Origin of the sequence: Paenibacillus prosopidis (genome assembly GCF_003337375.1) — a bacterium.
Lineage (GTDB): Bacteria > Bacillota > Bacilli > Paenibacillales > Paenibacillaceae > Pristimantibacillus > Pristimantibacillus prosopidis.
The window spans coordinates 269282-295230 of the sequence record NZ_QPJD01000003.1 but is presented as its reverse complement, the minus strand read 5'-3'; the positions used below and the strand labels follow the sequence as shown (position 1 = coordinate 295230).

Genomic DNA, 25949 nt, shown 5'->3' with positions numbered 1-25949 from the left:
TGAAATATCGGTAACATTACATTTTTTTGGGTTGGCTTTTGTTTGTGATTATGCCAAGCTGCGTCTACCAATCAATAGGGTTTCTGCCCAGTTCCTCTTGTTTTTTGTGGATCATCCACATTCTGCTTATTTTTAGCATGAGGCTTTACGGCCTCGCTGTGATTTCAGTATAAGAGATGCTGCAGCCTTACAGAAGGTTGAACTTTTATCACCCCGGTATTGTTGAATAGCGGAAAATTTCCAATGGAAAAAGTCGGCTGAGAGAAGCACCAATATTTCTTCGAATACAAATAGCTGTAAAATTCGCAGTAGCAAAATAATAATTTACCCCTTTCTCTGCGAAGCTTATTTATCTAACATTTCCAATACCTCTTTACTTACCTCTTCATAATGAATCCCCTTAATATCCCCAGATTTAGCATCCATGTTGATGATAATTCGATCAACACCATCTTTGTCTATGTGAACAGCATGAAACATAACTGTCCACATTCCATCGCTTAAAATGGCGTCCTCTGATTCGATGGACATATCTTCTTTTTCATGTTCATCAAACCATTTCATCACTTCTATACTTTCTTTTGCGAACTCTTTTGCTTGATTCACAGTCATTATTTCAGGTTCTTTGTCCATCATCAATTCTAATGGTAATGACGAAAAGACTTTCTCATTGTCATGCATTTGGAAGGAAAAAGACACCTCATACATGCCACTTAATGCACTCACAGTGCGTCTACTCGTTAAACTAACCTCGCGTTTAAATATTATTTCTTTTTCAAATGTTTCGTTCGGTTCCATTTCCCTTAAATCATTGGGATCAAATATATCATCACAACCTACTTCTTTTTCATCACGTGTAATGAGGTGCGAATGGGCATCTTCCTTTTTCACAGATATACTAAAAGGAATGCCGCAACGCCCATTATAAATAATTGTTTCCCCGCTGTTATTAGTAATCGATGCATTTACTTTAATGGTTTTACCTACCTTTATATTAGCTTTTATTGCAAGCCCATTCTGGTTAAAGTCGTGGGTAAGAGTCTCCAGGTCGCCATATGCTGATTGCATATTCGACCCGCATCCAGTAACGGTTAAAATTAGAAAAAGAATCAAAACGAATTGTTTCATTCTACCACCCCCTAATTATCAGAACGAACGTACAAGCATGATAGTTGCACTAAAATACCTGCTATAGTAGATATGGCAGCCGTCAAGAACGTATGGTTGCCTTAGTGTCATCATTCAGATAATAGGACACAGAAAAACCCAGTCCTCATTCGGATTGGGTTGGTGGAGGCGAGGGGATTTGAACCCTTGTCCTTAGATCACGCCACACAGGCTTCTACGGGTGTAGTCACAGTTTTGATGTCACCCGAGCAGCGCCCCTAATGAGCTTTAATCCTAATCTAAAATCTTCATTCCTTTGCTTTATAACTTCAGGGTTTTCCCAGTTTTTTTTCATTAAAACCTGCGTAGCTAACACCAGGCGTAAATGATGCGGTTCCCTCGGCTAATCTTAAACGTAAGATAAATATGTGCTGCCCGTGGGACTCGATCTCGAGCGCTATAATGTTCACCCCTACTTATCATTATTGAGGCTGGTTGGGACGCGAGATCCTTTTTATATGGGACCATGAAAAAAAGCCGCTCGGTGCGGCTTTTTAGTTGCGGGACATATTTGCGTCATATCCTTAGATTCTCTGATCCTCAGATTCGATTACTCGAACCTATAATGTGAGGCTGCTTACGCGCTTCATAAGCAATCCTTTCGGATCGGGATATCCGCTTGTTAGATTTGTTTGATATAACCCCCGTTTATTCATCTATAACATCCGAACAAGTAATTCAATTTCATCATGACAATCCGGTGACTAGGACAATGCATTCCGCTCATATATATTCATTAAGGGGAAGGAGGATGTATATGCGATTCACCGTCCAGTATATACCTCTAAGTAAGATAAGGCCTGATATTCCCTCCAATTTGACCTCGCATATCCGGAAGCTTCGTTTGATGATGTGGGACTGCATGCATTTGTTGGTGGTGCGCAAAAACCGCAAGGACGGCAGTTATATGATCCTGCTTGGGAATGACCGGTACGAATTTCTTCGCAAACATACCAAAAAGGTAGCTGCGCCCTGCTTAGTTGATGAAAGCAAGCCCAAAGCCCAAGTAAAATCATGGTTGTATCGTTTCCGCAATAAACGGCTGCTTAACTATTTACCTGATATCAAACCTGAACGCATAACCCCAGCGGCCTGGTCGATCGTACGCATCTTCCTGAAGGAAGAACCTCGTTTGAAGCAGCTATCTCGAAAGCAGCAAATCCAAGTGCTGATATTAGCGATTCACTACAAAAAGATAGTCGTAGCCTCCATGAAAAAGAAGGTTGATCAAATGCTGTCACAATAAGCTAAACAGGCTACCGAATAAAATCGGCAGCTTGTTTTTTTGTCGTCTCTCAATCCCTCATTGCGTAAACGACAGATAGTCAAATCGTAAAGAACGATTATAACCATTATTTCTATCCCTTTCTTTCTGAAATTCAGCTAGGATAAGATTATATATTCATGAAACGACCGAAAGGGAGAGTGCTGCTTGGTCTATATACCTGCGATACATACTGTTTTTGATAAAGAAAATCTTTTCAAAACGATGGCAATTCTTTACCATATCGGTACGCCAATCAAAAGCCGGTTCATTGCGAACGGTTTGAACGACACCTATATGGTCGAAACGGAAAATGGGCCTTTCGTTTTACGTATTTATAAACATCAATGGCGATCAGAAGCAGATATTCGCTTTGAACTGGATCTGTTATTACATTTAAATCGCTTCGGGATTCCGGTTTCGTACCCAATTCCAAATAAAGACGGCCAGTTGTTGACTGAAATTGAGGCCCCTGAAGGAATGCGATATGCCGTTTTGTTTACTTTTGCAGACGGATCAGCAAAAGTTGATGTTGATACAAGTCGATTATATGGTCACTCCACAGCTCAACTACACAAAGCTATGGATAGTTATGTACCCAAGTATAAACGGTTCGAGCTTTCTTCAACTCATCTGTTTGATGAACCGCTTGAGAAGATTCTCCCGTTTTTACACCATCGGCCGGATGACTTAAAGTTCTTAACGGAGACAGCCAGCCGATTAAAAAACCGACTCAATGCTCTGACCGAAGGAGCTCTTGATTGGGGCGTCTGTCATGGTGATTTGCATGGCTGGAACGTTTTTCATTCTGACTCCGGTAATGTAACACACTTTGATTTCGACTGCTGCGGAATTGGATGGCGTTCTTATGATCTCTCTGTTTTTCTATGGGACCGAGTCCATGGCAGATCCAAAAAGGAAGACTTTAAGGATGAATGCTGGGATGCCTTTCTGGATGCTTATACAAAGGAACGTCCATTAAAAGCTAATGATCTTGAAATGATTCCATTATTCGTTGCAGCTAGACAGCTTTGGCTGATGGGACTTCATACGGGGAATAGCGCCATTTGGGGAGCATGGCAGGACGATGGCTACTTTGACGGGAAGCTAAAATTCCTTATAGCGTGGATAGATGCGCACTCATTATAATCGTTATCGAAAATAAAGAGGCTGCATGGGTTGCAGCCTTAAAGTGTTTAGTAATGTAGTATTTCTTGTCTTAGAGGGGCGAGTGCTTTTGATTCGTCAACATATACAAAAGCGTCATATCGCCGGGCTATAACAGACGGCACATAATTTCCTCTTTCGCGGCGGGGATTGTATACGACTCCAATAGCCCGGTGCCCTATCGGCACTTGGAAAGGCTCTAGGTCATGGTCAAAAAGCAGAATCTTGTCATATGCTCCTGCCTTATGCAACACATCTTCCCAGCTGCCTGACTGGGCTTCCGGTACCATCATGGCTTGCATTTCACCGCCCCACTGATCAGCAGCAATTACGGTACCCCGGTGTGTTCCGAATCCTACGACATAGACTCGATTATCGCCGTACTGCTCACGGAGCAGCTGTCCAACGTTCACCATCCCGTCGGCTTCCATGTCCGTCGCCCTTGCATCGCCGATATGCGTGTTATGCTCCCATACAATTGCCTTTGCATCCGGTCCGTAAAATGCTTTAATCCGATTAAGCGCCTCGACCATATGACGATCCCGGACGTTCCAGGAATCCGGGCCGCCTTGAACCATCGACCGGTAATATCGTTCGGCGTTGACCGCAACAAGGGCATTCAATTCATCGCTCAGAGCTGATTCATCTTCTCCCTTACTTAGCTGTCGTTTGGCTTGAAGATCGGTCAACAGCTTAACTACCTCTTCCTCGCAGCTTTCAGATAAGAAAGCAGCCGAAACCCCATAAGTTTGAGGATCGCGCTTGTAGGGGTCAAAACAATCAAAAGCCTTTTGAGCCGCTTCCATTTCTGGTGATCCCGTTTTCTTCAAGTGACTCAGGATTTCATCCATGGACTCCCACAGACTGTATACGTCGATTCCGTAAAAGCCTACCTTTCTCCCGTCAGTCTTATTTTTATTGTAATCGTAAAGCCATTCCGCGTAATTCATCACCTCGTTATTCGCCCACATCCACGTTGGCCAGCGATTAAAATCACGGAGAGCTTCTCTGACCTTTACAGCAGAATCTTCGTATTGTTTGATATAACGATTCAAAGTGTAACAAGACGGCCAGTCCCCTTCCACAGCGATAAAGGAGAAGCCTTTTTCGACAATTAAACGCTTAGATAATTCAGCACGTAAGGTATAAAACTCTGAGGTCCCGTGCGAAGCTTCCCCAAGCAGAACAAAATCAGCATCTCCAATGGCTTGAACGATCGCGTCAAGATCGTCTGCACTTTCGAGCTTCATAGCGCGTTTCTTAATTTCATCCACTATTTTCTCGGCCTTCACTTGCGATCATTCCCCTTACTATATATTTTCACAGTTTCCGTTACTTTCCGCTATATCCTTGCCTAGACACTGATGGATTATGTGATCGGTGGAATAAATAAACATTCCCATGGAACACTAATTCGGAAAATTCGAGTACCCCAGGAGGAGTTAAATAATGAGTATTTCTGAAGAAAAGCTTCAAGAATTTACTGGAACGCTTCGTGTAAAAGATAAAATTGCGGTCATTACCGGGGCCGGCTCCGGTATTGGGCGAGCAACCGCTTTACTTTTGGCTAAAAATGGAGCGAAAGTATGTCTCATCGATTTGAACAACAACCGCAGCGAGTCTGTGGAGAAACAAATCAATCAAATGGGCGGCGAGTCGTTATTTGTTGATACTGATGTATCGGATCCGCAGCGGGTAAACCAGGCGATTCAGTCTGCTGCTGAAAAATGGGGACGTGTGGATATCGTGTTTGCGAATGCCGGCATCAACGGCATCGTCTCTCCAATCGAAGATTTAACCCCGGAAGCATGGGATCATACGCTGACAACCAATTTAAAAGGCACGTTTCTAACCGTTAAATACGCCATTCCGCATATGAAAAAAAATGGTGGTAGCATCATTATAACCAGCTCCATTAATGGCAGCCGTTCTTTTTCAGGGTTCGGCATGTCTGCCTACAGCACTTCCAAAGCAGGCCAGATTGCTTTTGCTAAAATGGCCGCATTAGAATTGGCACGATATAAAATCCGGGTTAACGTCATCTGTCCGGGAGCCATTCAAACCAACATCGGAGAAAGCACGAAAGCGACTCCCCAGCTGGACAAAATCAAAATTCCGGTTAAATATCCGGAAGGAAGCCAGCCGTTGGAGCATGGACCGGGACAGCCCGAGCAGGTAGCTGATCTAGTTTTATTTCTTGCCTCGCAAGAATCGAGCCATATTTCAGGTACGGAAATATTTATTGACGGCGTTGAATCGCTTTTGTAGAACAGTAGCAGGAATGGATAGTTATATTGAAAATACACGAATAAGATCACGACATATTGCGAATGATAAAATTTAGCCTAAAGGCGAACAATGATTGCGGAGGAATAAAAATGACGACAAGCAGACAGCACCAGGAAGCGCATGGGATTGGGCAAATCGAAGAGCAGTTAGAGCAGCAAATTCAAGCCGCTACTGAGATACAAGGCAAGAGCAAGCTCGATCAGGAAATCAAGGCCGCCGCCAACGAACATTCGTCGGAACTGGATGAAATTATAGAAAAATAAGCAAAAGAGCGCCGTCATGGCGCTCTTTTCTTTATGTGACTATTTTTTCCTGGCTAAAAATAACGCAACTAAGTGAGGCTTACTAATAACTCCTCCATACTGATCAATAACGTCCTTTATTTCGTTGAAGAGACTTTCTCTTATATCTTCAGCCAGCAGCCTGTGTCCCGAATGAGTATTTAAAAAGGAAATAAATTGTTCACTCGTGTACTCTTGAAACCATCTATACTCTTTAACTGCCAATTCATCAAAAAGATTGGTTTGTTCCGTAATTTTTAATCTTTCGTTTATTACCTCATCAGGTGATGGTTTATTGATGTCGTCCAGCTGCGGCGCATATCGTTGATAACAATCTCGAATCGCTGAATATATTTCATCGAAGGAAGGTTCGTGTACGGTCCAAAAAAATGCCGCGGAACCTTTGTTTTTTAATAACTTCGAAACTTTAGGATATCCTATTTCAGGTTGAATAAAGTGAAAAGCTGTAGCGGATATGGCTAAGCTATAGCTTTCCTCCCTACCCTCCCAATCTTCAAAAGCCGAATTAATCACATTAATGGACTTTATATGCTTAAATTTTTCAGTCGTAATGTCAGCAAGATTTTTGCCGAGTTCAACACAGGTTATATGTTCGTAACCTAAATCGACAAGACCCGATGTAGCCTGTCCTGTGCCGCAGCCAATCTCAAGGATGCGGTCATGCTTTTCAATCAGTGAGTATTGAATGATACCTTGGAACAATTCCGATGGATAAGATGGTCTAAACTTTTCGTATTCATTAGCAACCGCATTAAAGGTATGTTTATTTTCCATATCGCGCATCTCCCCTATCCGCTATTTATTTGTTGCGTAAAGTTGATATAAACCTAGCCTGACATTACCTTATCCTTGATCAGCATTTCTCGCAAAAACCGGCCTGTCAACGAGCCTTCCTTCTTTGCTACTTCTTCCGGCGTGCCAAACGCGACTACCGTACCGCCTTTATTGCCCCCTTCGGGGCCCATATCGATAATATGATCGGCGACCTTAATCATATCCAAGTGATGTTCGATAACAACAACTGTGTGTCCGGCGTCTACAAGATGGTGAAGACAATCGATCAGCTTTTGAATGTCGCGCAAATGCAGCCCCGTTGTCGGCTCGTCGAGAATATACAGATTGTGTGATCCCCGTTTTATTTTGCTTAGCTCTGTTGCCAGCTTTATACGCTGAGCTTCTCCGCCGGACAGCGTAACCGACGATTGGCCGATTCGCAAATAACCTAGACCAAGCTGATTCAATACACTCAGCTTACGGAGGATGTAAGACTGATCCTCGAAGAAAGTGACCGCATCCTCGATGCTCATCTCCAGCACCTCTGCGATGTTCTTCTCCCGAATGCGCACCTCCAGCACGTCGTCGTTAAATCTGGCCCCTTTGCATACCGGACAAGTGGATTCGACATCCGGCATGAACTGCAGCTGCGTTGTGACGACGCCTTCGCCTTGACAATGCTCGCAGCGTCCGCCGTTCTTCTGGTTGAAGCTAAAGTCATTTTTGCTCAGCTCTTTGCCGTCCAAAGCAGCCGCTTCCGCATACAGCTCGCGGATCCTATCAAAAAATCCTACGTAGGTCGCCGGATTAGAACGCGAGCTTCGTCCGATCGGAGACTGGTCAATATTAATAATCCCGCTCAAGTGCTCGTGTCCCTCGAGCGCATCATGCTCACCGGGAACGATTCTTGCATCATGGAACAGGGAGTGCAGCTGCTTGCACATCACCTCATTGATGAGCGTACTCTTACCGGAACCGGAGACACCGGTAATGCACACCATAACGCCAAGCGGGATATCTACGTTAACGTTTTGCAAATTGTTCGCTCTCGCTCCCCGGATCGATAGGTTTAAACCCGATGGAGGCCGACGCATAGAAGGCACTTCGATTTTCCGAACGCCTGTCAGGAAAGAGCCCGTGATCGATTCCGGATGCGCGCGGAGCTGCTCCACATCGCCCTCTGCAATAATGCGTCCGCCATGTAGTCCCGGTCCGGGCCCGACCTCGATAATATGATCGGCGCTGCAGATCGTATCGATATCATGCTCCACGACGATAATCGTATTGCCAATATCACGCAGCTTCTTTAAGGTGTCGATGATGCGCATACTGTCCCGTGCGTGCAAACCGATGCTCGGTTCGTCCAAAACGTACAGCATTCCCATAAGTCCCGAGCTGATCTGCGTCGACAGCCGGATACGCTGTGCTTCGCCGCCGGAGATTGTATCGGAACGGCGGCCCAGGCTCAAATATTCCAGGCCGATATCGAGCAGCAAAATTAACCGGGACTGAATTTCGGCAGTAATCTGCCGACCGACCAGCGACTTCTCTTGCGGAAAAGATACGTTCTCCAGAAATTGATGAAACTCTTTGAGAGACAAATTACAGAGCTCGTAGATGTCGGCATTGCCGACCTTCACGAAGAAGCGCTGAGGCTTCAGCTTTTTCCCCTCACAGTCCGGACAAGTATGCTCGACCATAACCCGCTTGTAAAACTCGTCTTCAGCCGGGGTCATGGCTTTGCGTTTCAAGTAAAGCTTATACCACCAATTGACCGTATGAACCAGCCCGCCGAAGCTCATCAGCTTACCGGCATGACGGTTTTGCGACTTTGTTGATTCTTCTCGGGGAAGAAACGGGAATTTCTCTCCTTTTGAACCGTAAATTAAAATATTTCGGATCGATTCCGGTAGTTCCTTAAGCGGCGTATCTAGACTGAATCCATAATGCTGCGATAGACTATACAGCATCGTCCAGTGCCATGTAGCGGTGCTCGAGCCCAGCAGCTTTGGATCGATCGCTCCCTTGTTGATGCTCTTTTCCGCATTCTTAATCAAGAACCGCTCTTCCGCACGCATGAATGTTCCAATACCGCCGCAAGTCCGGCACGCACTATCAGGATCATTGAAGGAAAAATAGTTAGGCTGCATCTGACCCATGGTGAGATGATGCTCCGGACATGCAAAGCCGCGGTAAAATTCGTCGGTATCGATTTGCCTACCCAATGGAATTCCGACAATTTCAAAGCGGATAAATCCTTCCCCGACCAGCTTAAGGCTATTTTCGATCGTTTTCGTCAATACCTTGAACACGTTCGGCAGGACGATTACCTTGTCCACGACAACCTCCATTTGATAATCCGTTTCTTCATCCAACTCAATTGGATCGCCGAGGCTATGCCGAACCCCGTCGATGCTGATCGTACGAAACCCCTTCGAGCGAATTTCATCAAATGTCGTTTCATAGTTTTCGCCGAATATTTTGTACACCGGTGCGAGCACTTCTAGTTCTGTCCCTTCCGGCAGTTGCTGAATATGATCAATCATTTGGCCGGCTGTTCGCACCGGAACAGGGTGGCTGCAAAATGGACAGCTTGCTTCCCCGGAGGACGCAAAGAGCAGCCGCAAAAAATCATAAATATCGGTCATAGTACCGACGGTTGAGCGCGGATTGACGATGCCTTTCTTCTGTTCGATTGCAATAACCGGGGATAACCCGAACACGAAATCGACGTCCGGCTTCTTCAGCTGATTCATCCGGCTTTTGGCGAATGTCGAGAGCGACTCCAGAAACCGCCGCTGTCCTTCCCCATAGATCACATCAAACGCAAGCGACGATTTGCCGGACCCGCTCACTCCCGTGATAACCGTCAGCTTGTCCCTCGGGATGTTGACATCAACATTTTGCAAATTGTTTTGTCTTGCTCCCCGCACTTCGATATACTGCCTCATCCGATCTTCACAGCTCCCCTATTAGTTCATCGAAATTTTCGTACATATACGCAGGCTCCGTTAACATGATCCGGCTCTTCGGCGTTGCCTTCGTCTCTGCTTCCATCTTAGCAAGAAGCTCCTGCTCCGCCAGCCAGTCACAAGCCGTCGTGACGGAACCGGCATCGATCTCCATGACCACGCTGAACTTTTGCACGATGTCTGTTACCGTTCGTACATCCGCTTCTTCCTTCAAATAAGCTAGAATCAGCTGAAATATCTGCTCCGCCCTTTCGTCCAAGTAGCCATTAATGCTCTTCAGCGCAGCGGTCACCTTCGATTCATTCATTTCTCCGCACACCATCTCCGTATATACCGTATGAAAAAAGTTCGGGTTATACCCGAGCGCCTGCAAAACCGATTCCCGCATGGGAACGTCTGCATGGAGGATCACTTCAATTTGTGCAAGCAAATCAACCATTTTGATGATCCAAAAAGCGCTGTAGCCAGCGTCACGCTTCACGTATAGCCATTTCTCCGCCTTCGCAAGCAGCCCAAGCGTATGGCACCCAAGCCGCAGCAGCTGCAGCTGCCGGTCGCGTTCACCAACATAACGAATCTGTTCGAAGTATTCAGCGATCGAAGGATCCTTCGTGAACAGCAGCTTGCTGCGAATGAGTATGGAATGATTAAACGAGCTTTGTACCGACCGCTCCATCCAACGTTTATACTCATTTCTCGTCTGAATGCTCGCGTTGATCGGTACATCGTTTTCGACAAAGCACATGTAGCCGTTTCTGAGCTTTTGATCGTGGACAATTAGCTTTAGATCGATGTCCGACTTTTCCCAAACCTGATCATACGATAGGCTCCCGAGCAGGACGGCTGCAATCACTTGATCGTCCTGCTTGATTTTATCTATGAACGTTTGCAGCGCTTCCCGAAAGAGAGTGGTAGTTTGTACGTAGGTCCTATTCTGCTCCAAAAGAATACCTCCCGACTATTGATGCCATTCCGTAAAAAAATCTATCATTTTCCATGTAAATAATTTGAATTCGAGTTTATATCTTCAATTGAATTCGCTGCTATAAAAGTAAATCCTGTTTTTATCAACAATTTCTAGACAGAAAAAAGCTGCCTCACGGCAGCTGTCATGTAATGGTTCATTGATTTTTCGTCAACCTTTTAAGTTTACTTGTACCGACTTCAATCTTGCCGGCTTGTTTTGATACCATGCATTCTGATAGATTGCTTCTAATTCATTTGCATACTGTTTGAACTTCTCAAAGGAAGGACCTGATAAATTGGCAATCATAATGCCGCATCCTGGAACGCCAGGATTCACTTCCACAACGGAATCACAGATACCTTCAATATAAAAATCAATGCCCAAGAGTTCAATGTCACTATTTCCTAAGGCCTCACGCATTTTTGCGTGCATTTCCTTTTGTTCCTTAAGCGTTTCATAGCCGTACCATAACATCGTTTTAATTCCACGATTAATGGCTCTTATAAATAAATCAAAATAACACCGATCATTAGCGTTTTTTTCGAAAATTCGGTATGGATCAATATGAAGAAACGTCTCTTTCCCCATATTTTCAATTTCATGCCACAAGCGGTCTTTTGAATCGCCTTGCACAGTCTTGACTCTATTATCGAGATGAATTTGTCTTACGTAATCCATGATGTTTTGCAGGGGATCAGCTTCGATATCACAAAAAATAAACTGGCCCCTATCCTTTAATATTTCCAAGGCTAAGCCGGGAGAACCGAGATAGGTTTGAAGCGTCTCCTGATTGCCGGGTATTTTCTTTAAAATTTGTAAGTAGGGGGAGCTCTCAATATTTACATAACGATCACTATTACTCACTTGTTCAAATAAATGAAAAACACCATAGTTTCTTTCGTCAGTTTGGTTCAACCTATAGATTGGATAGGCAGAATTGGATTCAATATTGACAGTCGGTTTTTCTTCGGTCAGGAAAAAGCATAAAGGAAGGTGCTTCCACACATCCCCGATCTCTCCATAATGAGAATAAGGCATTTAACTTCACCTCCATTATTTTTCTATAAGTAATAAGTAGAATAGTATTATTCTTGTTACACCCAATCATTTCCTTTATTGAATAGAAAAAAACCATAGACTGGCTATGGTTTTTGTTTTCACAAGATTTGTCTGACTTTCTCTTATTCATACCCGATTCCATGATAGAAATAACCATTGGAATTCATTTCACGGGAATCCAGCACATTTCTGCCGTCAAACATATTCGGTTGATTCATGATACTTTTCATTTTAGCCCAATCAACATTTCGGAAAATCGGCCATTCCGTACATAAGAAGACGGCATCTGCGTCTTTCACCGCTTCTTCCAACTCATTGCTGGCTGTAACGGATCCGTAATGTAGATCAGCGGGAAGTTTGGCTACCGGATCATACACGTAAACATTAGCCTGTTCCTTAAGCAAGCTTTCGATTATACGAAGGGCTGGGGCTTCCCGAATGTCATCCGTATCCGGTTTGAAAGCCAAACCCAAAACCGCTATTTTTTTATTTGCAAAGGATTTTAAACGTTCCCGGGCTTTTTCCAGCAAGTATAAGTGCTGTGTTTGATTAACGTACACGACTTTTTCCAAGATGCTTAACTCGATATTATTTTGTTTCGCAGCGAGAATCAATGCAGAAACGTCTTTTGGAAAACATGAACCCCCGTAACCAATTCCCGCATGTAGAAAGCTTGGGCCGATTCTTGGGTCTAGCCCAATTCCGTTTGCCACTTCTTTTATATTGACGCCCAGTTGATCGCATAGTCTCGCCAATTCGTTCATATAGGATATTTTCGTGGCCAGAAATGCATTTGACGCATACTTGATCAACTCTGCGGTTCTCGGCGTGGTTACGACGACAGGACATTTTGCAGACTGGTACAGCGTTTGAAGGAGATTCGCAGCTTTTTTGCTGTTAGACCCGATGATGACCCGATCCGGATTCAAAGCGTCTGTCAATGCTTTTCCCTCGCGTAAAAATTCCGGGTTGGAAGCAACGTCGAATGGATAGGATCCTTTTTGTGCTGCTTGAATCCATAAGGTAACCTGTTCCTGTGTTCCAACGGGAACCGTGCTCTTGGTGATGACTAGTTTATAACCGTTCATGGTTTGGCCGATATCTTCCGCAACCTGCTTTACGTACCGCATGTCGGCACTTCCATCGGGACGGGAAGGTGTTCCTACGCAGATAAAGATTATCTCATGATCTTGAATAGCTTTTTCCTTATTAGTAGTAAAACGTATTTGCCCGGAACTTAGATGCTTTTTCAACAATTCCTCTAATCCGGGTTCGTAAAAATAAAGTACGCCCTTCTCCAACTGCTGAATTTTTTGTGCATCCGTATCGAGTCCAGTTACGTTCCATCCCAGTTCGGCAAATACCAAGGCGGTAGTTGTCCCTACATAACCCGTTCCAATTACTAAAATATTCATTGGTCACTACCATCTCCTCTTGGATGTATGCCCGCCATGACGGATTGAAATCCAATGACCGTGTCCTTTAACGTATTAGATAAATGCTTCAAATGAACCCCATTAAGAATGATGCTGTTCTCAATCCGGCAACCTTCAATATGAGAGCCCGCGCCTATGGATACATAAGGACCGATAACACTATCTTTCAGGACGCATCCCTGATCGATGGATACCGGTTTAATAATCGTACAATTTTCCAATATGGCGGTTTCATGTATCGTCCCATCATTATCCATCTCATCAAGCGTTCTGCGATTGGCTTCCAACCATCTGTCTACTGTTCCAACATCCATATTTAACTTCTCCGTGATGTGATAAGTAACGGGGTAGTTATGGTCAACGAGCCATTGGATAGCATCCGTAATTTCATACTCCCCCCTAGCGGAAGGCTTGATGTCCTTTACGGCTAAGAAGATCGAACGAGTCAAGGCATAAGCTCCCAAGACGGCAAGATTAGACTTGGGGTTTTGAGGCTTTTCTTCCAACCTTACGATATGTCCGTCCAACACTTCCGAAATTCCGTAATCTTGTGGATTTTCAACCTCTGCCAGCAGCAAGGAACCGTGACTCCCCCTCTCTTCGACGTCAATTTTCAGTTCAGTTAGCGGTTCGGAAATCAAATTGTCACCAAGCAACAGCAAAAAAGCATCCTCTCCGATATAAGATTGTGCTTGCTTCACCGCATCCGAAATGCCTTTTGCTTCGGTTTGGTAAATATAAGTGATGGATACCCCCCGAGATTCGCCGTTTCCGAATTGCTCCCTAATTTCAAACTCTTGCGTTGGATGTATGACGATTCCGATCTCCACTATCCCCTGCTCGACTAATTTTTCTATGCAAGTCTGCAATAGCGGGGTGTTGGCAACAGGCATTAGCGTTTTTGGATGTTTGAGGGTGATCGGATGCAGCCGCGTCCCTTTTCCAGCACAGAGGATAAGTCCTTTCAAATCGCATCTCCCCTAGTAAAGATCAATTTCTATTAATCTATGAAAAGTATTTGATATTGGTATGGGCCAAGCTCCTCAATTCGATTCTTACAGAGCGGAATTAACAATGCCCATCTATTGTAGTAGCCGTGTCACCAACTGAAAACCGTTCATATCTTAACAAGAAGTGCCCATAGATATTAACCTAAGGGAGATGTGAACTTTGAAGATTGCTCAAATATCGACCAATACGATTCCAGTTCCTCCTAAGGCTTATGGCGGGACGCAGCGGGACGTTTATTATTTAACCGAGGAGTTAGTTCGACGCGGGCATGAAGTCATATTATTTGCCAAGAAAGGTTCCAAAGCTCAAGCTACCGAAACCTTTGAGTATCCTACGGACGATCCTGATGAACAACTCGATTTCATCATGAAAAATCTCCCTGACGATGTAGATATCATTCATGATCATTACGGTATCGTTGCGAATGCAAACCCGCCCATTCCGACCATACGGAACTCCCATTCAAAGGGGGTAACTGGGGTTCAAATTCCGGTATACGTAAGCAAAACGATCCTAAAAAGATACGGTAAAAATAAAGGCTACTACGTCCATAACGGTATTAGGGTCAATGATTATTCCTTCCGAAAGAAGAAAAGCAATTATCTTCTGTTTCTTGGCAGATTGATCGAGCAAAAAGGCGTTCACTTAGCGATTGAAGTCGCAAAAAAAACGGGGAAAAAGCTTATCATTGCAGGTACCCTTAATGATAAGAAGTATTTTAATTCCAAAATCAAGCCTCACTTAAATAAACGCATTCGATATGTGGGACCAGTTGGAGGCAAAACAAAGATGAACCTGTTAGCCAAAGCAAGCTGTGTTCTTTTCACATCCACTTGGAATGAGCCTTTCGGCCTCGTTCTTATTGAAGCGTTGGCCAGCGGAACTCCCGTGCTCGGGTTCAAGAAAGGCGCCGTTCCGGAAGTCTTAAAGGGATTGCCGAAACTGCTATGCAACAATACGAAGGATATGATTTCTAAAGTTCAGAACCGAAGAAATTTCCCGTCAGCCCGCAGATGCAGGCGTTACGTGAGAACCAATTTCTCCGACAGCATCATGACCGATAATTTTCTGAAACTATACAGACAGATCATTAAAGGGGAAAAATATAAAATCATTAAAAATTCAACATGGAACAAGAAATTGATAAATAATCAAAACAAGGAGTTGGAGTAAGTGGTAACCATTATTGCATGTACCATGAGATCCGCTTATATGGATAATGTCTTCGCCAATTATGACCGGCAGGTTTGGAAGGACAAAGAGATGATTATCGTCTTGAACAAAGACAATATGGACCTTGATTTATGGAAACAAAGAGCCAGCCAATATCCGAATAACGAAGTAAGGGTTTATAAGCTTCCACAAAAATATCATCTGGGAAAATGTTTGAATTACGCAATCGCCAGAGCGAAGGAAGGGATCATCACCAAGTTTGATGATGATGATTATTATGGACCCAAATATTTAAGGGAGTCTGTAACTGCGCTCAAGAAAGGTAAAGGTTCCATTATCGGCAAGCATACATCCTATCTCTATTTTGAGGCTAAGAAAGCGCTCATGGTATTTCGGCCCGGTGGAGAACGTAAGCATGTGAGGTCCGTTAAGGGAGGAACGCTTTTATTTAGAAAGTCTTTATGGAGAAGAGTGCAGTTTCCTGAATTCAAAAAGTCAGGTACTGATTCCGGATGGACCGGCAGATGCAGAAGAAGAGGATTTAAAATTTATTCCGTATCGAAAAAAAATTATGTTTGCGTAAGACGAAAAAATACAGGCACTCATACACAGAAAAAGAGCACAAAAAGATACATGTCCCACTGCAGATTAGTCCGTCACACCAATAACTATACCCGTTTCGTAACTTAATCCATTTTTCCTCTTATTCGTTTCCTGCAGTTAAAAAAGCCACAACATGGACATCTTCTATCATGCCCATGTTGTGGCTTTTGAGTGGTTATTCGGTTTTATTCATATACGCGGAACTCCGGGTTAGACCGGAGAAATATGCAGCCACTGAATAGAAGCAGGAAGATCGGCAGCCATTAGCACCAATCGGTTAATGCCCTCCTTAGCTTGGAATTTTCCGCGGAGTCGAACCGTATGCCAGTCGTTTCCCTTCATTCCCGATGTCCCAAGCAGGACGCCGTTCAAACAAACAGCGACGCTGCCGTAATTTTCCATTCGAAGCCGCATATCCAACGTATAATCAGTAGTAGACGATATGGATGTAACCGTAAATTCATAGGCAACCCAATCATTCGGTGCCAGCTGAATATACATAAGCTCATCTGGCTGCCATTCCTCGCCCTTCATATGTTGAAAATTCGGCTTCTCCCTTTCGCTCTCCACAAACCGGATATCCATACCGTCATTCACGCGAAAGCCGATGTTCTTTTCCGCAGTCTTTCCTATGCTGAAGCTTGTACCTCCCCCTTTATAGCCATAGAAAATTGCCGGAATCCGTACAGGTGGTCTGCGGAATAAAGCGTTGACAACCTCAGGCCGGTACAAACAGCGTTCAATCGATAGATTGTCTAAGTACTCCCACAAAATACGTTCAGCCAATTTCGCATCCGGCTTGGCGCCACCTTCTAAATAGTCTACAAGCAGCCGCCAGCCGTTAGGCATAATGACGGAACAAGGAGAGTTGGTGCAGTCGAGCTTCTTCCATGTCCAGAAGTTCCAAGAAATATCATGGTCCTCGTATAGCCTGAATACTCCCGCGAACCAATCGCAGTTGTTTTCCCCGCCTTCACCCATGAAGATCGGAACATTCCACTCCTCCCGTTTGTCCAAAAATAGCTGAATACTCTCGGTATCAGGATTGTTCCAGTATTTATGAAATTGAAGCATGAGATTGTCGTCGATCTTCTCATCGAATATCGACCAGTCGGTAGCCCAGTGCGCGCCTTCCAAAATGATCATATGACGGTTATCTACTTCCCGAATCGCCTCTACAATCTCTTTATACAATGGCATGACTTGGTCGTTATAGGCCGAGAACCAGTCAGGAAGCGGCTCGTTCAGCAAATCATACCCTGCCACGATCCATTCATCCTGATAGCGGTCGGCAAGCATCCTCCATAGAGCAACCGTCAACCGTTTATTTCGCTCATCCATAAACAGTTCAGGCTTGTCGTTTTCCGAATCGTCGATATTGGTACCGGTCTGTCCGCCGGGAGCGCCATGCAAATCCAGAATGACATAGAGAGAATATTTCCGGCACCACTCTATTACCCGGTCTAAGAGCTGCAAACGACCTTCTTTTACACGCAAGGGTTCTCCCTCTTCAATAAGAAATCTGGCGCTAATAGGAACGCGTACAGAATTGAAGCCCTCGGATGCGATTTTTTGAATATCCGCTTCAGCCGTATATCGATCATAATAAAGCTCCCAAAACTCGGCTGCCTTCGTCTCTCCGACCAAATCCGCAATCAATCGTTCGATCCGTCTTGGACGGTCGCCCTGATCGGGAAAACGCCACATATAACCTTCCGGCAGCAGCCAGCTGCCGAAACCGACGCCTCGAAGCACGATTTCTTGCCCCTCGCCGTTTATTACTTTTTTTCCGGAAGCTTTTAGAAAGCCCCGCACTTCACGTTTATGCTCCATTTCCAAGTCCTCGTCCCTTCCCGATCAACCTTTAATCGCACCTTCAGCTATACCGCTTAAAATATACTTTTGCAGGAGCAGATACACGACCATAATCGGAAGCATCGTCAGCACCAAAGAAGCCAGAATTGCCGACCAGTCGTTATTGTACTCGCCGAAAAGCATATTGGTCGAAATAAGCAGCGTGTAATAATCGGAATCCGTAAGCATAAGCAGCGGCAGCAGGAAATCGTTCCACATCCACAACGCATTCAAAATAGCGACCGTTGCCGTAATGGGAAGAAGCAGCGGAAAGATGATGACAAAAAACAACCGAAAATCGCCGCAGCCATCCATAAGCGCCGCTTCGTCCAAATCTCTTGGAATCGACTTTACGAAACCATGGTATAGAAAGATGGCCAGCGCGACTCCAAGCCCGATGTAGATCAACCCGAGACCAACCGTAGTCCCCTGAACTTTGATCTCTTTAGCGATTTTAACAAGCGTAATTAAGATGGAATGAAACGGAATTAAGGATGACAAAACGAATAATGCGAACAAAAAATTGCTTAGCTTTCCCGGAGTCCGCGACATTTTGTATCCGGCCATTGATGCGAATAGAATAATTCCCGTCACACCTGTGATTGTCACGACGATCGTATTCCAGAAGCTTCTTAAAAAATCGATTTTCCGGTATGCGTCAGCGTAATTACCGAACTCCAGTCGGATAGGAAGCGCCAAAATCCGATTCAGCATTTCCCCGTCCGATTTCAAGGAATTTAGCAATGCCATATAAATAGGAAATAGGGTGATGATCGCGGCGATTATCAAAAAGAGAACAATGAAAGCATTTCCGGCGCCGTGCTTAATTGCTGAATGGTCCGAATGCCGCTTCGCCATTATGCCTCCACCTCTCTTTTCTTCATTATCCATAATTGAAGCATCGTTATGAGCAAGACAATTACGAATAGGATAATGGCTTTGGCGCTGGCATAGCCAAAACGCTGGTTGAAGCGGAACGCTTCTTCCACGATATTGAGCGCAATCACCTGCGTTGACCTGCCTGGACCGCCGCCTGTTAACGCATATACGGCATCAAACACTTTAAACGAAGAACTAAGCGTCAGGAAAATACCGATCGTGACGGCAGGATAGATCATTGGAAGCGTGACATGCCGGAAGATCTGCACGCTGCTTGCGCCGTCAATGGCAGCCGCTTCTCTTAATTGCTCCGGGACCACTTGCAAAGCCGCTATATAAATAACCATTTGATACCCTACGCCGCCCCATAAGGAAAGAATGATAATAGAGTAGAACGACCAGGATGGATCGCCAATCCAGGATTGGTCCAAGAAGAGAAAGCCTGTTTTTTCTGCGATAGAAGGCAGTACCTTAGTAAAGATAAAAACCCACATGAACCCGCCGATAATCAAGCTGAGCATATTCGGAGTAAAGAAAATGGTCCGGAACAACACCTTACTATGCCTTCTCGACTCCACGAATACAGCCAATAGCAGTGCGATTACATTTTGCAAAACGACCATATAAATCACATATTGTATCGTGAACCAAATGGATTTGATGAAATAAGGATCATTCCCAAGCGCTTCGGTATAATTGGAGAATCCCACCATTTCATAGGTGGGATTCAGGCCATTCCAATTCGTCAGGCTGTACCACACGCCCCCGAAAGTAGGGGCGATGGTGAATACAGCGTAAAACAATAAGGCTGGAAGCACGAAGGCAAGAAGAATGACTGTTTGCTTGTTTTTTCTCGTTACGTTCATATTCCGTCACTCCCAGTCAGTCGGTTGCCTTCCTTATTGCGCAGCTTTGATCGCAGTCGCCCAAGCCTTATCCATGCTCGCGATAAACTGTTCCTTTGTAACCTCTTTGGCATAGTAGCTTTGAAGCAATTTCGCCTGTTCGTCCGTTACGCCGTTCGGGAGCTTCAAATCCTGATAGGCTTTACCCTGAGCAACGTATTCAGATGCTTCATTCACCCATGGGAATACCTCGTATTGATGCACGGTAGACACCGGATTAAATTTCAGCTCCTGGAACAACGCCGATGAATCCTTTTCATCATAGAAGTAGTTCAGAAGATCAAGCGCCACTTCTTTGTTTTTGCTGGTCTTCGATAAGGCAAGGGTAGTCGAAGTCGACAGATTGATCATCGTGCCTGCCGCATTGTTGCTGACCGGAAGCGGAGCAACGCCGAATTCCATTTCAGGATTAACCTTCAAAATGGTTTCCGCATTCCATGGGCCTTGAATCCACATAGCAGCTTTGCCGTTAGCGAAATCAGTTGAACCTGCTTCGTTTCCGACTTCAAATGGTTTATCTGTGCCGTTGGCCATAATAAGATCGATAATGTTGAAAATATCCTGTAGATCCGCGTATGAGGCTTCGCCTTTATTCATTTTCTCGATCCAGTCCGAATGCTCCGATGAAATGATTCCGCCGAGAGAGAGCGCTGTCATAAGCTGCGGCACCCATGACTCTTGGAAAGCAAGCAGGAACGGCTTTATGTTATTCGCATTCAGCTTTTCTACAACCGCTTTCATTTCATCAAGCGTCTGCGGAGGCGTGATTCCTAAATCGCTGAATATTTTTTTATTGTATAGATAACCCCATGACAAGCTCTCGAGCGGAAGCGCAACGACTTGACCGTCAAGCGTCACCGTACTCTTCACACTGTCATATAACGTTGCAATCGCAGGCTGCGTCGTAAGATCCTCCAAATAACCCGCTTTATAATAAGTGGATAGATCGTTTGCATGAACATCGAAGATGTCCGGCGCATCGTCAGAAGCGAGTCTGGCCTGCAGTACTTGCTTAGCCTGATCCGGATTCGGCATCTCAAGGTCGATTGTAACCTCAATATTTTTCTCCGCGAGCTCCTTCGCCTTGAACTGCTCAAAATACTTCTCAAATTGATCCTTAAACCTAGGAGAACCGATCTGTATTTTCAATTCCACTTTTTGTGCTTTCGCCGTTGGTTCCTCCGTTTTTTCTGCAGTGGTTCCTTCTGCATTGGTAGGTGCCGGCTCTGCACCGTTACCTTTGTTGTTGTTAGAGCTGCAAGCAGCAAGCGACAACAACAACAATAACCCTACAAGTCCTAGATAAAGCGCTTTCTTCATCGTGTACATCCCCCTTATTGGTTTAGTGCTTCTTCAGTATAGATGAGGTGTGCAGGATGAAACATTAGCGCCGATTAGCAACTTTTATTGCACAATATTGATATGTCATTACTTTTCTTTACCGCTGCGAATATCGCCCGGCGTGATGCCGAACTGCTTCTTGAACACGCGGTGAAAATAAGCCTGCTCCGGGTATCCGACCATTTGTGCTGCCTGTTTTATCGAGATGTGCGGCTGCATCAGAAGCTCTCTCGCCTTTTCCATACGCATGCGGATAATATATTCGGTGAGATTCTCGCCAACGGTCGTTTTGAATACGCGGCTTAAATGTTCTTTGCTCACAAAAAACTGATGAGCGACCGTCTCGAGCGATATAGGGTCCATATAATGCTGGTCGATATAGCTCTGCACTTCAACGATGACCAGACGAGTTTTTGTTTTTCGAATGGCTTCGATTTTATCGATCGCTTCCCCATATTTGCGTCCAATCGCTTGGAACGTTTCGGATACATTTTTCCATTGCGCAGCAGCATCCGTCTCCGCAGCTCGGGACTCGAAGCCAACTTCATTTTCAGACATGAATTGATCGAGAATCTGAAGAAAATCGTCTCCCATTTTTGCTTGTAGCGCCGGTTCCATACCTTCCGGAAAGGCACTCTCCAAAAACTCCTCCAGTTTGTCCATAGTTTGCAAGACAGCCGGTTTGCATAGTTCAAATAAAGCGGCGAATACGCGCTGCCGCAGCGCCATATAGCGGTCCATTAGAGCCGTGCTCGGAAATACAAGCGGCAATTTCCATGAGGTGTTTACCGTTTGCTTTTGAACCTCCAGCTCATGGATACATTTCCGGAGTGCATCATTCAGCTCGATTGGATCAACAGGCTTCAGTAAATAATCGACTGCCCGTGAGTGGATCGCCTGTTTTAAATAAATGAAATCGTCATATCCGCTCATCACAACAATTTTCAGCGACGGAAACTGACTTTTTAATTGCTGCAGCAGCTCCACCCCGTCGAAACCGGGCATTCTCATATCTGTCAGTACGATCTGCGGTTCAAGCTCCTTAATTAATCGAAGCCCTTCCTTGCCATCCTCCGCTTCCCCGACGATTGCAAGCCTCAGCCGATCCCACTCTCCCAGCGACTTTATAACTTCTCGAGCCCACGGTTCGTCATCAATAATCAGCACTTTATTCATGGCTTTCCTCCTTGTTAGGCAAAGGCAGTTTAAGAACGATCAATGTTCCTTTTTCAAGTTTACTGTATAACCGAATGGATGCTTTTCCGCCAAAATGCAGCTTTAATCTCGAATCGACATTTTGCAGGCCAATTCCCTTTCGGATTCTCGGCTTATCCTTGGCTTGGTCTGTTCGATCTGGCTTTAATGCCATCCCTTCCTTAAGTTCGGCTCGAAGCATATGAAGTCGCTTATAATCGACACCTATCCCGTTGTCTTTGATCAAAATGACCACATGGGTACGGATCGTCTTCACCCGGATCTCAACCTGCCAGATCCCTTCTTTCGGCTGCAGGCCATGCTCGAACGCATTCTCCACAAGCGGCTGCAAAGTAAATCTGGGAAGACTAAGCACATTCCCCGAACCATCATTTATGACTGTAATGGTGCACCTGCCCAAGAAACGCTGCTCCTGAATAAACAGGTAATTGCGGATATGCTTTAACTCATCCTCCAGCGTCGCCGAATCATGACCGGAGCTAATCGAATAGCGAAGCAAATCTCCTATCACCTTCGTAATTTTGTAGATTTCAGGGGCCCCTTTGACAAGAGCCATTCCTCCGATCAGGTTAAGCGTATTGTTCAAAAAGTGCGGGTTAATTTGCGCTTGTAACGCCATTAGCTGCGCATTTTTCACTTCGATTTCTTTCTGATATTCGTTTTCTATCAATTCTTTCATCCGCTGCATCATGGAATTATAACCGCGCTCCAACAGGCCGATTTCATCTTGGCTTTGGACGGATGTCAGCTCAAACTGGTGGATTGGGGTCATTCTCATCGTTCTTGCAAGGCTGACGATCGGTCTGCTTATACGCAGCGATACCGTAATGGAAAGCAGGATAGAAGCAGCTGCGAACAATAATCCGGTTACAATTCCCGCCCGAACCGTATTGTTAGCGCTTTCGGTTATCGTTGTGATGGGCAGAGCTTTAATTAAGGTGAGCTCACCGTCGTCTACCCGTTTCATGAATAGAAAAAAGTTATCCGTTTTCTGGATTTCCAGTTCGAAGTTCAGCGGTTTAACCTTATTCATTTGATCAATTACTTCATCGAAGTTTTGTTCCGGCGTCGAGCCTGACAACCTTTCCCCTTCATCGTTGACTAAAAACACCAAACTCTCGTCCTCCGATTTCAAAATATCGCTTACTTCCTTCCACACATCCTTGTTAATACGAACGGACAGTCCGCCGAGAAGATGGCGATCCGCAAACCGGTTAATGCTATGAAACGCATAAATACCGTTGCCGGACTCTTTAAAATACATATTAACGGGTTTCTGCAGCAAACGGGTCCAGTTGCCCTTTTGAATATCAAGCGAATAAATGAGGCCGCTGTTTGTATAGTTGACCGAATATACCTTCTGGTTTTGATGCGTGTACAGCGCAAGCTCGTCTATTTTCTTGGAATTTCCATAAAAAGCTGTGGTCAACGTCTCTTGAATATACCGTTGGGTCCGAAATTGCCCGCCCAGATCCTGACTATCTATCGTGTTAAGGCCTCCTATCAATTGCTGATTAACCTGTAAGGAATAAAAAAGCACGTCGATTTGCCGGATTAACTCATCCAAATACTGATCCGCCCAAAGCATACGGGAACGGTTTGCTTCAATCATTTCTTTTTCTACCGAATTTCGCGTATTGTTTGTCGCAATCCAGGTGACCGTCAAAACAGGCAGCGTAGTCAGACAAATCATCAGAATCATCAGCCTATAGCGAATACTTGTGCGTTTCATGCTCATGCCCTTCTTTCTGCCACGATAACCGAACTCGTCGACGATGTTGTCGAATGCTATTCGTTAGGATGAGTTAGAATTCCTGCTCTTCTGAAATTCTTTTTATTGTCTTGCTCATTATAATGCCAAAGAAACCGTTGCTTAGTTAGCGACGGTTCCTTCTTTTATCCTTCTGTGTTTATTTCTATAAAACCCTTACAAATCTTGTCCCTTCATCCCTCTGGTTACCTACTAAGTCTTTCTCTTCAATTATTAATTCATTAAAATCACCGGAATGACTCCTCACGAAGTTTACCACAATACTAATATTATCAAGATAAAATCTATTCGTATCCTTTGATTTTAAATGGTGATCGCCAAATATTCTCAATTGACCATCTTTAACTTCAATATTGATATCAAAATTCATTTCTTCATTACGGTATATGCCAATAAATTTTTGTAGTTCAGAAAGAGGAACAACCGGATCAGGTTTATGTATCCACCCGAAATAATCCAGTATACTACTGTGATATTTTGACCAATCCCAATTTGTATTTTCGATTGCTAAAGAGTTTAGACTGCATCTAGAATAAGCAGAACGTGCAATCGTTGCGTACTCGAACAAAAAGTCAAGATGCAAATCAGGACTGCGCTGCCCTCTATTCACATAGTAAGGCTCATCTTTATATTGCTCATACTTATTATTCAGCCAGAGCCTATCCCCTCTTGTTTTCATCATTCTATTGATTCCTACCATCGGATCATCCTGATATAGATATACCAAACTGCAATTTATATCCGTTAAACGTGAATATATGTTTTCAATTAACTGCACAATTATTTCTCTATCGATATCCATATGCAGCAAGTGAAGAATAGGACTTTGAAATAAAGCAGATTCCATTACGATAGTCGATTCATTATCTTTTTGATCATTTAAAAATTTATTCCAATTAGAAATATACAATTCCATCCATTCCATGTGATTACTAATAGGATTTTGAAGAAAAATGGGATGTTGAAAAGCAGATTCATGAAAAAGCTCTGTCTTGTTTCTGTTCCTTTCAGATTGTAAAGCAATATATCTTGCAGTTGTAGATTTTCCCGAACCTGGTAACCCTTCAACAAGTATAAGTTTCACAATGCTTCCTCCAATTTTTTATGCATGTAAAGTGCAGCCTTCTAGTTTGATTGTGCTTTCACCTGTATCAGCTATCTCTACAATAGTCAGGCTAGTACCGTTGATAAATGGAGGTTCCCATAACTTTTCGAGAGGTAACCTTTTAAAGGAAGATAATACTGCCTTTATAACCACCGAATGTGTTACAACTAAGACACTGCCCTTTTTATTTTCCGAAATAATCTTATCAAACACGCTAAATACCCTGTCCATAAAAGTATCAAAACTTTCTCCGCCACAAGGCTTAAAAAGGTGTGGCATTTCCCAAAAAGCTTGATATTCATTCGGGTAATTATCCTTTATGTATGTTTGTGTCTTACCTTCCCAATAACCCATATTTATCTCTCTAAGTTGATCGTCAAAAGTTATTGGTATTTCTCTATCACCCCGAATTAGTTTAGATGTTTTTGCAGTTCTTCTGCTTGGACTTGAATATATTGCTGTAAAATTTACATCCATTAAACGGTTTCCAAGAGAAATAGCATTTTCTATGCCCTTTTGGGTTAGTTCAGAATCTGACCAACCTTGCATCCTTTTTTGAATATTCCATTCCGTTTCGCCATGTCGTGTTATATACAAAGTTAACATTTTACCCTCCAATTTCTTCTAAATATTGCTGTTTTACCGATGGTGAGTTAAAATGAATCTTTCCAATACTAACAGTTGATCAAAAACTC

At 44.1% G+C, this 25949-nt stretch carries 22 protein-coding genes; 6 read left to right on the top strand and 16 right to left on the bottom strand.

Annotated elements, in window-relative coordinates; translation table 11 throughout:
* Positions 1–345: 345 nt before the first annotated feature.
* A complete protein-coding gene (locus tag DFP97_RS06205) occupies positions 346–1128 on the bottom strand; it encodes a hypothetical protein (RefSeq protein WP_114379109.1) in 783 nt (260 codons plus the stop codon).
* A 796-nt stretch (positions 1129–1924) separates the two neighbouring features.
* On the opposite strand from DFP97_RS06205, the gene DFP97_RS06200 reads away from it, so the two are divergent.
* Together DFP97_RS06200 and DFP97_RS06195 are read left to right on the top strand one after the other, a co-directional pair.
* A complete protein-coding gene (locus DFP97_RS06200) occupies positions 1925–2413 on the top strand; it encodes a hypothetical protein (protein WP_114379108.1) in 489 nt (162 codons plus the stop codon).
* Between the two features lie 186 nt (positions 2414–2599).
* Positions 2600–3580 (top strand): homoserine kinase, encoded by a 981-nt coding sequence (locus tag DFP97_RS06195; protein WP_114379107.1) that lies wholly within the window; start codon positions 2600–2602, stop codon positions 3578–3580.
* Positions 3581–3627: 47 nt separating this feature from the next.
* On the opposite strand, the gene DFP97_RS06190 is transcribed toward DFP97_RS06195, so the two are convergent.
* The gene (locus DFP97_RS06190) at positions 3628–4848 is read right to left on the bottom strand and encodes an erythromycin esterase family protein (RefSeq protein ID WP_114379261.1); all 1221 of its coding nucleotides are present in this window, start codon (positions 4846–4848) and stop codon (positions 3628–3630) included.
* A gap of 199 nt (positions 4849–5047) precedes the next feature.
* Here DFP97_RS06190 and DFP97_RS06185 point away from each other — a divergent pair, with 199 nt between their 5' ends.
* Together DFP97_RS06185 and DFP97_RS30625 are read left to right on the top strand one after the other, a co-directional pair.
* Positions 5048–5866: an SDR family oxidoreductase gene (locus DFP97_RS06185; protein WP_114379106.1), complete on the top strand. Its 819-nt coding sequence runs from the start codon at positions 5048–5050 to the stop codon at positions 5864–5866.
* A gap of 110 nt (positions 5867–5976) precedes the next feature.
* Positions 5977–6150, top strand: coding sequence for a hypothetical protein (locus DFP97_RS30625; RefSeq protein WP_181873371.1), 174 nt, complete (start codon positions 5977–5979; stop codon positions 6148–6150).
* A gap of 39 nt (positions 6151–6189) precedes the next feature.
* On the opposite strand, the gene DFP97_RS06180 is transcribed toward DFP97_RS30625, so the two are convergent.
* The 6 genes from DFP97_RS06180 to DFP97_RS06155 form a co-directional block, all read right to left on the bottom strand.
* Positions 6190–6963 carry a methyltransferase domain-containing protein gene (locus tag DFP97_RS06180; protein WP_114379105.1) on the bottom strand — a complete coding sequence of 258 codons (774 nt, stop codon included), beginning with the start codon at positions 6961–6963 and terminating at the stop codon, positions 6190–6192.
* A gap of 53 nt (positions 6964–7016) precedes the next feature.
* Complete coding sequence (uvrA, locus tag DFP97_RS06175) at positions 7017–9914, bottom strand: excinuclease ABC subunit UvrA (RefSeq protein WP_114379104.1); 2898 nt, start codon at positions 9912–9914, stop codon at positions 7017–7019.
* A 7-nt stretch (positions 9915–9921) separates the two neighbouring features.
* A complete protein-coding gene (locus DFP97_RS06170) occupies positions 9922–10878 on the bottom strand; it encodes a nucleotidyltransferase domain-containing protein (protein ID WP_114379103.1) in 957 nt (318 codons plus the stop codon).
* A gap of 192 nt (positions 10879–11070) precedes the next feature.
* Complete coding sequence (gene rlmJ, locus DFP97_RS06165; protein WP_114379102.1) at positions 11071–11940, bottom strand: 23S rRNA (adenine(2030)-N(6))-methyltransferase RlmJ; 870 nt, start codon at positions 11938–11940, stop codon at positions 11071–11073.
* 143 nt (positions 11941–12083) lie between these two features.
* The gene (locus tag DFP97_RS06160) at positions 12084–13376 is read right to left on the bottom strand and encodes a UDP-glucose dehydrogenase family protein (RefSeq protein WP_114379101.1); all 1293 of its coding nucleotides are present in this window, start codon (positions 13374–13376) and stop codon (positions 12084–12086) included.
* Positions 13373–14365, bottom strand: a complete 993-nt coding sequence (locus DFP97_RS06155) for a sugar phosphate nucleotidyltransferase (RefSeq protein WP_114379100.1) — start codon at positions 14363–14365, stop codon at positions 13373–13375. The genes DFP97_RS06160 and DFP97_RS06155 overlap by 4 nt, the downstream gene beginning before the upstream one ends.
* Positions 14366–14567: 202 nt before the next feature.
* Between DFP97_RS06155 and DFP97_RS06150 the strand changes: the two genes are divergently transcribed.
* Both DFP97_RS06150 and DFP97_RS06145 read left to right on the top strand, forming a co-directional pair.
* A complete protein-coding gene (locus tag DFP97_RS06150; protein ID WP_114379099.1) occupies positions 14568–15581 on the top strand; it encodes a glycosyltransferase family 4 protein in 1014 nt (337 codons plus the stop codon).
* Positions 15582–16271: a glycosyltransferase family A protein gene (locus DFP97_RS06145; protein WP_114379098.1), complete on the top strand. Its 690-nt coding sequence runs from the start codon at positions 15582–15584 to the stop codon at positions 16269–16271.
* A gap of 123 nt (positions 16272–16394) precedes the next feature.
* Here the strand turns inward: DFP97_RS06145 and DFP97_RS06140 are convergent, their stop codons facing one another.
* The 8 genes from DFP97_RS06140 to DFP97_RS06105 form a co-directional block, all read right to left on the bottom strand.
* On the bottom strand, positions 16395–18017 hold the full coding sequence (locus DFP97_RS06140) for a glycoside hydrolase family 5 protein (protein ID WP_114379097.1): 1623 nt from the start codon (positions 18015–18017) through the stop codon (positions 16395–16397).
* Positions 18018–18041: 24 nt separating this feature from the next.
* Positions 18042–18896, bottom strand: coding sequence for a carbohydrate ABC transporter permease (locus DFP97_RS06135; protein WP_114379096.1), 855 nt, complete (start codon positions 18894–18896; stop codon positions 18042–18044).
* Positions 18896–19783: a carbohydrate ABC transporter permease gene (locus DFP97_RS06130; protein WP_114379095.1), complete on the bottom strand. Its 888-nt coding sequence runs from the start codon at positions 19781–19783 to the stop codon at positions 18896–18898. Before DFP97_RS06130 ends, DFP97_RS06135 begins: the two co-directional genes overlap by 1 nt.
* 33 nt (positions 19784–19816) lie before the next feature.
* The gene (locus DFP97_RS06125; RefSeq protein ID WP_425453495.1) at positions 19817–21151 is read right to left on the bottom strand and encodes an ABC transporter substrate-binding protein; all 1335 of its coding nucleotides are present in this window, start codon (positions 21149–21151) and stop codon (positions 19817–19819) included.
* Between the two features lie 99 nt (positions 21152–21250).
* Positions 21251–22339, bottom strand: a complete 1089-nt coding sequence (locus DFP97_RS06120; protein WP_114379093.1) for a response regulator transcription factor — start codon at positions 22337–22339, stop codon at positions 21251–21253.
* Positions 22332–24110 (bottom strand): sensor histidine kinase, encoded by a 1779-nt coding sequence (locus tag DFP97_RS06115; RefSeq protein WP_181873370.1) that lies wholly within the window; start codon positions 24108–24110, stop codon positions 22332–22334. Before DFP97_RS06115 ends, DFP97_RS06120 begins: the two co-directional genes overlap by 8 nt.
* Positions 24111–24294: 184 nt before the next feature.
* Complete coding sequence (locus tag DFP97_RS06110; protein ID WP_114379091.1) at positions 24295–25233, bottom strand: P-loop NTPase family protein; 939 nt, start codon at positions 25231–25233, stop codon at positions 24295–24297.
* A gap of 18 nt (positions 25234–25251) precedes the next feature.
* Positions 25252–25860, bottom strand: coding sequence for a histidine phosphatase family protein (locus DFP97_RS06105; RefSeq protein WP_114379090.1), 609 nt, complete (start codon positions 25858–25860; stop codon positions 25252–25254).
* Positions 25861–25949 lie beyond the last annotated feature (89 nt).

Bases quoted from the DNA above. Each gene is read 5' to 3' on its own strand.
- DFP97_RS06205 (WP_114379109.1), bottom strand. From the start codon at position 1,128: ATGAAACAATTCGTTTTGATTCTTTTTCTAATTTTAACCGTTACTGGA.
- DFP97_RS06200 (WP_114379108.1), top strand. From the start codon at position 1,925: ATGCGATTCACCGTCCAGTATATACCTCTAAGTAAGATAAGGCCTGAT.
- DFP97_RS06190 (WP_114379261.1), bottom strand. From the start codon at position 4,848: ATGAAGCTCGAAAGTGCAGACGATCTTGACGCGATCGTTCAAGCCATT.
- DFP97_RS06185 (WP_114379106.1), top strand. From the start codon at position 5,048: ATGAGTATTTCTGAAGAAAAGCTTCAAGAATTTACTGGAACGCTTCGT.
- DFP97_RS30625 (WP_181873371.1), top strand. From the start codon at position 5,977: ATGACGACAAGCAGACAGCACCAGGAAGCGCATGGGATTGGGCAAATC.
- DFP97_RS06180 (WP_114379105.1), bottom strand. From the start codon at position 6,963: ATGGAAAATAAACATACCTTTAATGCGGTTGCTAATGAATACGAAAAG.
- uvrA (WP_114379104.1), bottom strand. From the start codon at position 9,914: ATGAGGCAGTATATCGAAGTGCGGGGAGCAAGACAAAACAATTTGCAA.
- rlmJ (WP_114379102.1), bottom strand. From the start codon at position 11,940: ATGCCTTATTCTCATTATGGAGAGATCGGGGATGTGTGGAAGCACCTT.
- DFP97_RS06160 (WP_114379101.1), bottom strand. From the start codon at position 13,376: ATGAATATTTTAGTAATTGGAACGGGTTATGTAGGGACAACTACCGCC.
- DFP97_RS06140 (WP_114379097.1), bottom strand. From the start codon at position 18,017: ATGGAGCATAAACGTGAAGTGCGGGGCTTTCTAAAAGCTTCCGGAAAA.
- DFP97_RS06135 (WP_114379096.1), bottom strand. From the start codon at position 18,896: ATGGCGAAGCGGCATTCGGACCATTCAGCAATTAAGCACGGCGCCGGA.
- DFP97_RS06130 (WP_114379095.1), bottom strand. From the start codon at position 19,783: ATGAACGTAACGAGAAAAAACAAGCAAACAGTCATTCTTCTTGCCTTC.
- DFP97_RS06125 (WP_425453495.1), bottom strand. From the start codon at position 21,151: ATGTACACGATGAAGAAAGCGCTTTATCTAGGACTTGTAGGGTTATTG.
- DFP97_RS06120 (WP_114379093.1), bottom strand. From the start codon at position 22,339: ATGAATAAAGTGCTGATTATTGATGACGAACCGTGGGCTCGAGAAGTT.
- DFP97_RS06115 (WP_181873370.1), bottom strand. From the start codon at position 24,110: ATGAAACGCACAAGTATTCGCTATAGGCTGATGATTCTGATGATTTGT.
- DFP97_RS06105 (WP_114379090.1), bottom strand. From the start codon at position 25,860: ATGTTAACTTTGTATATAACACGACATGGCGAAACGGAATGGAATATT.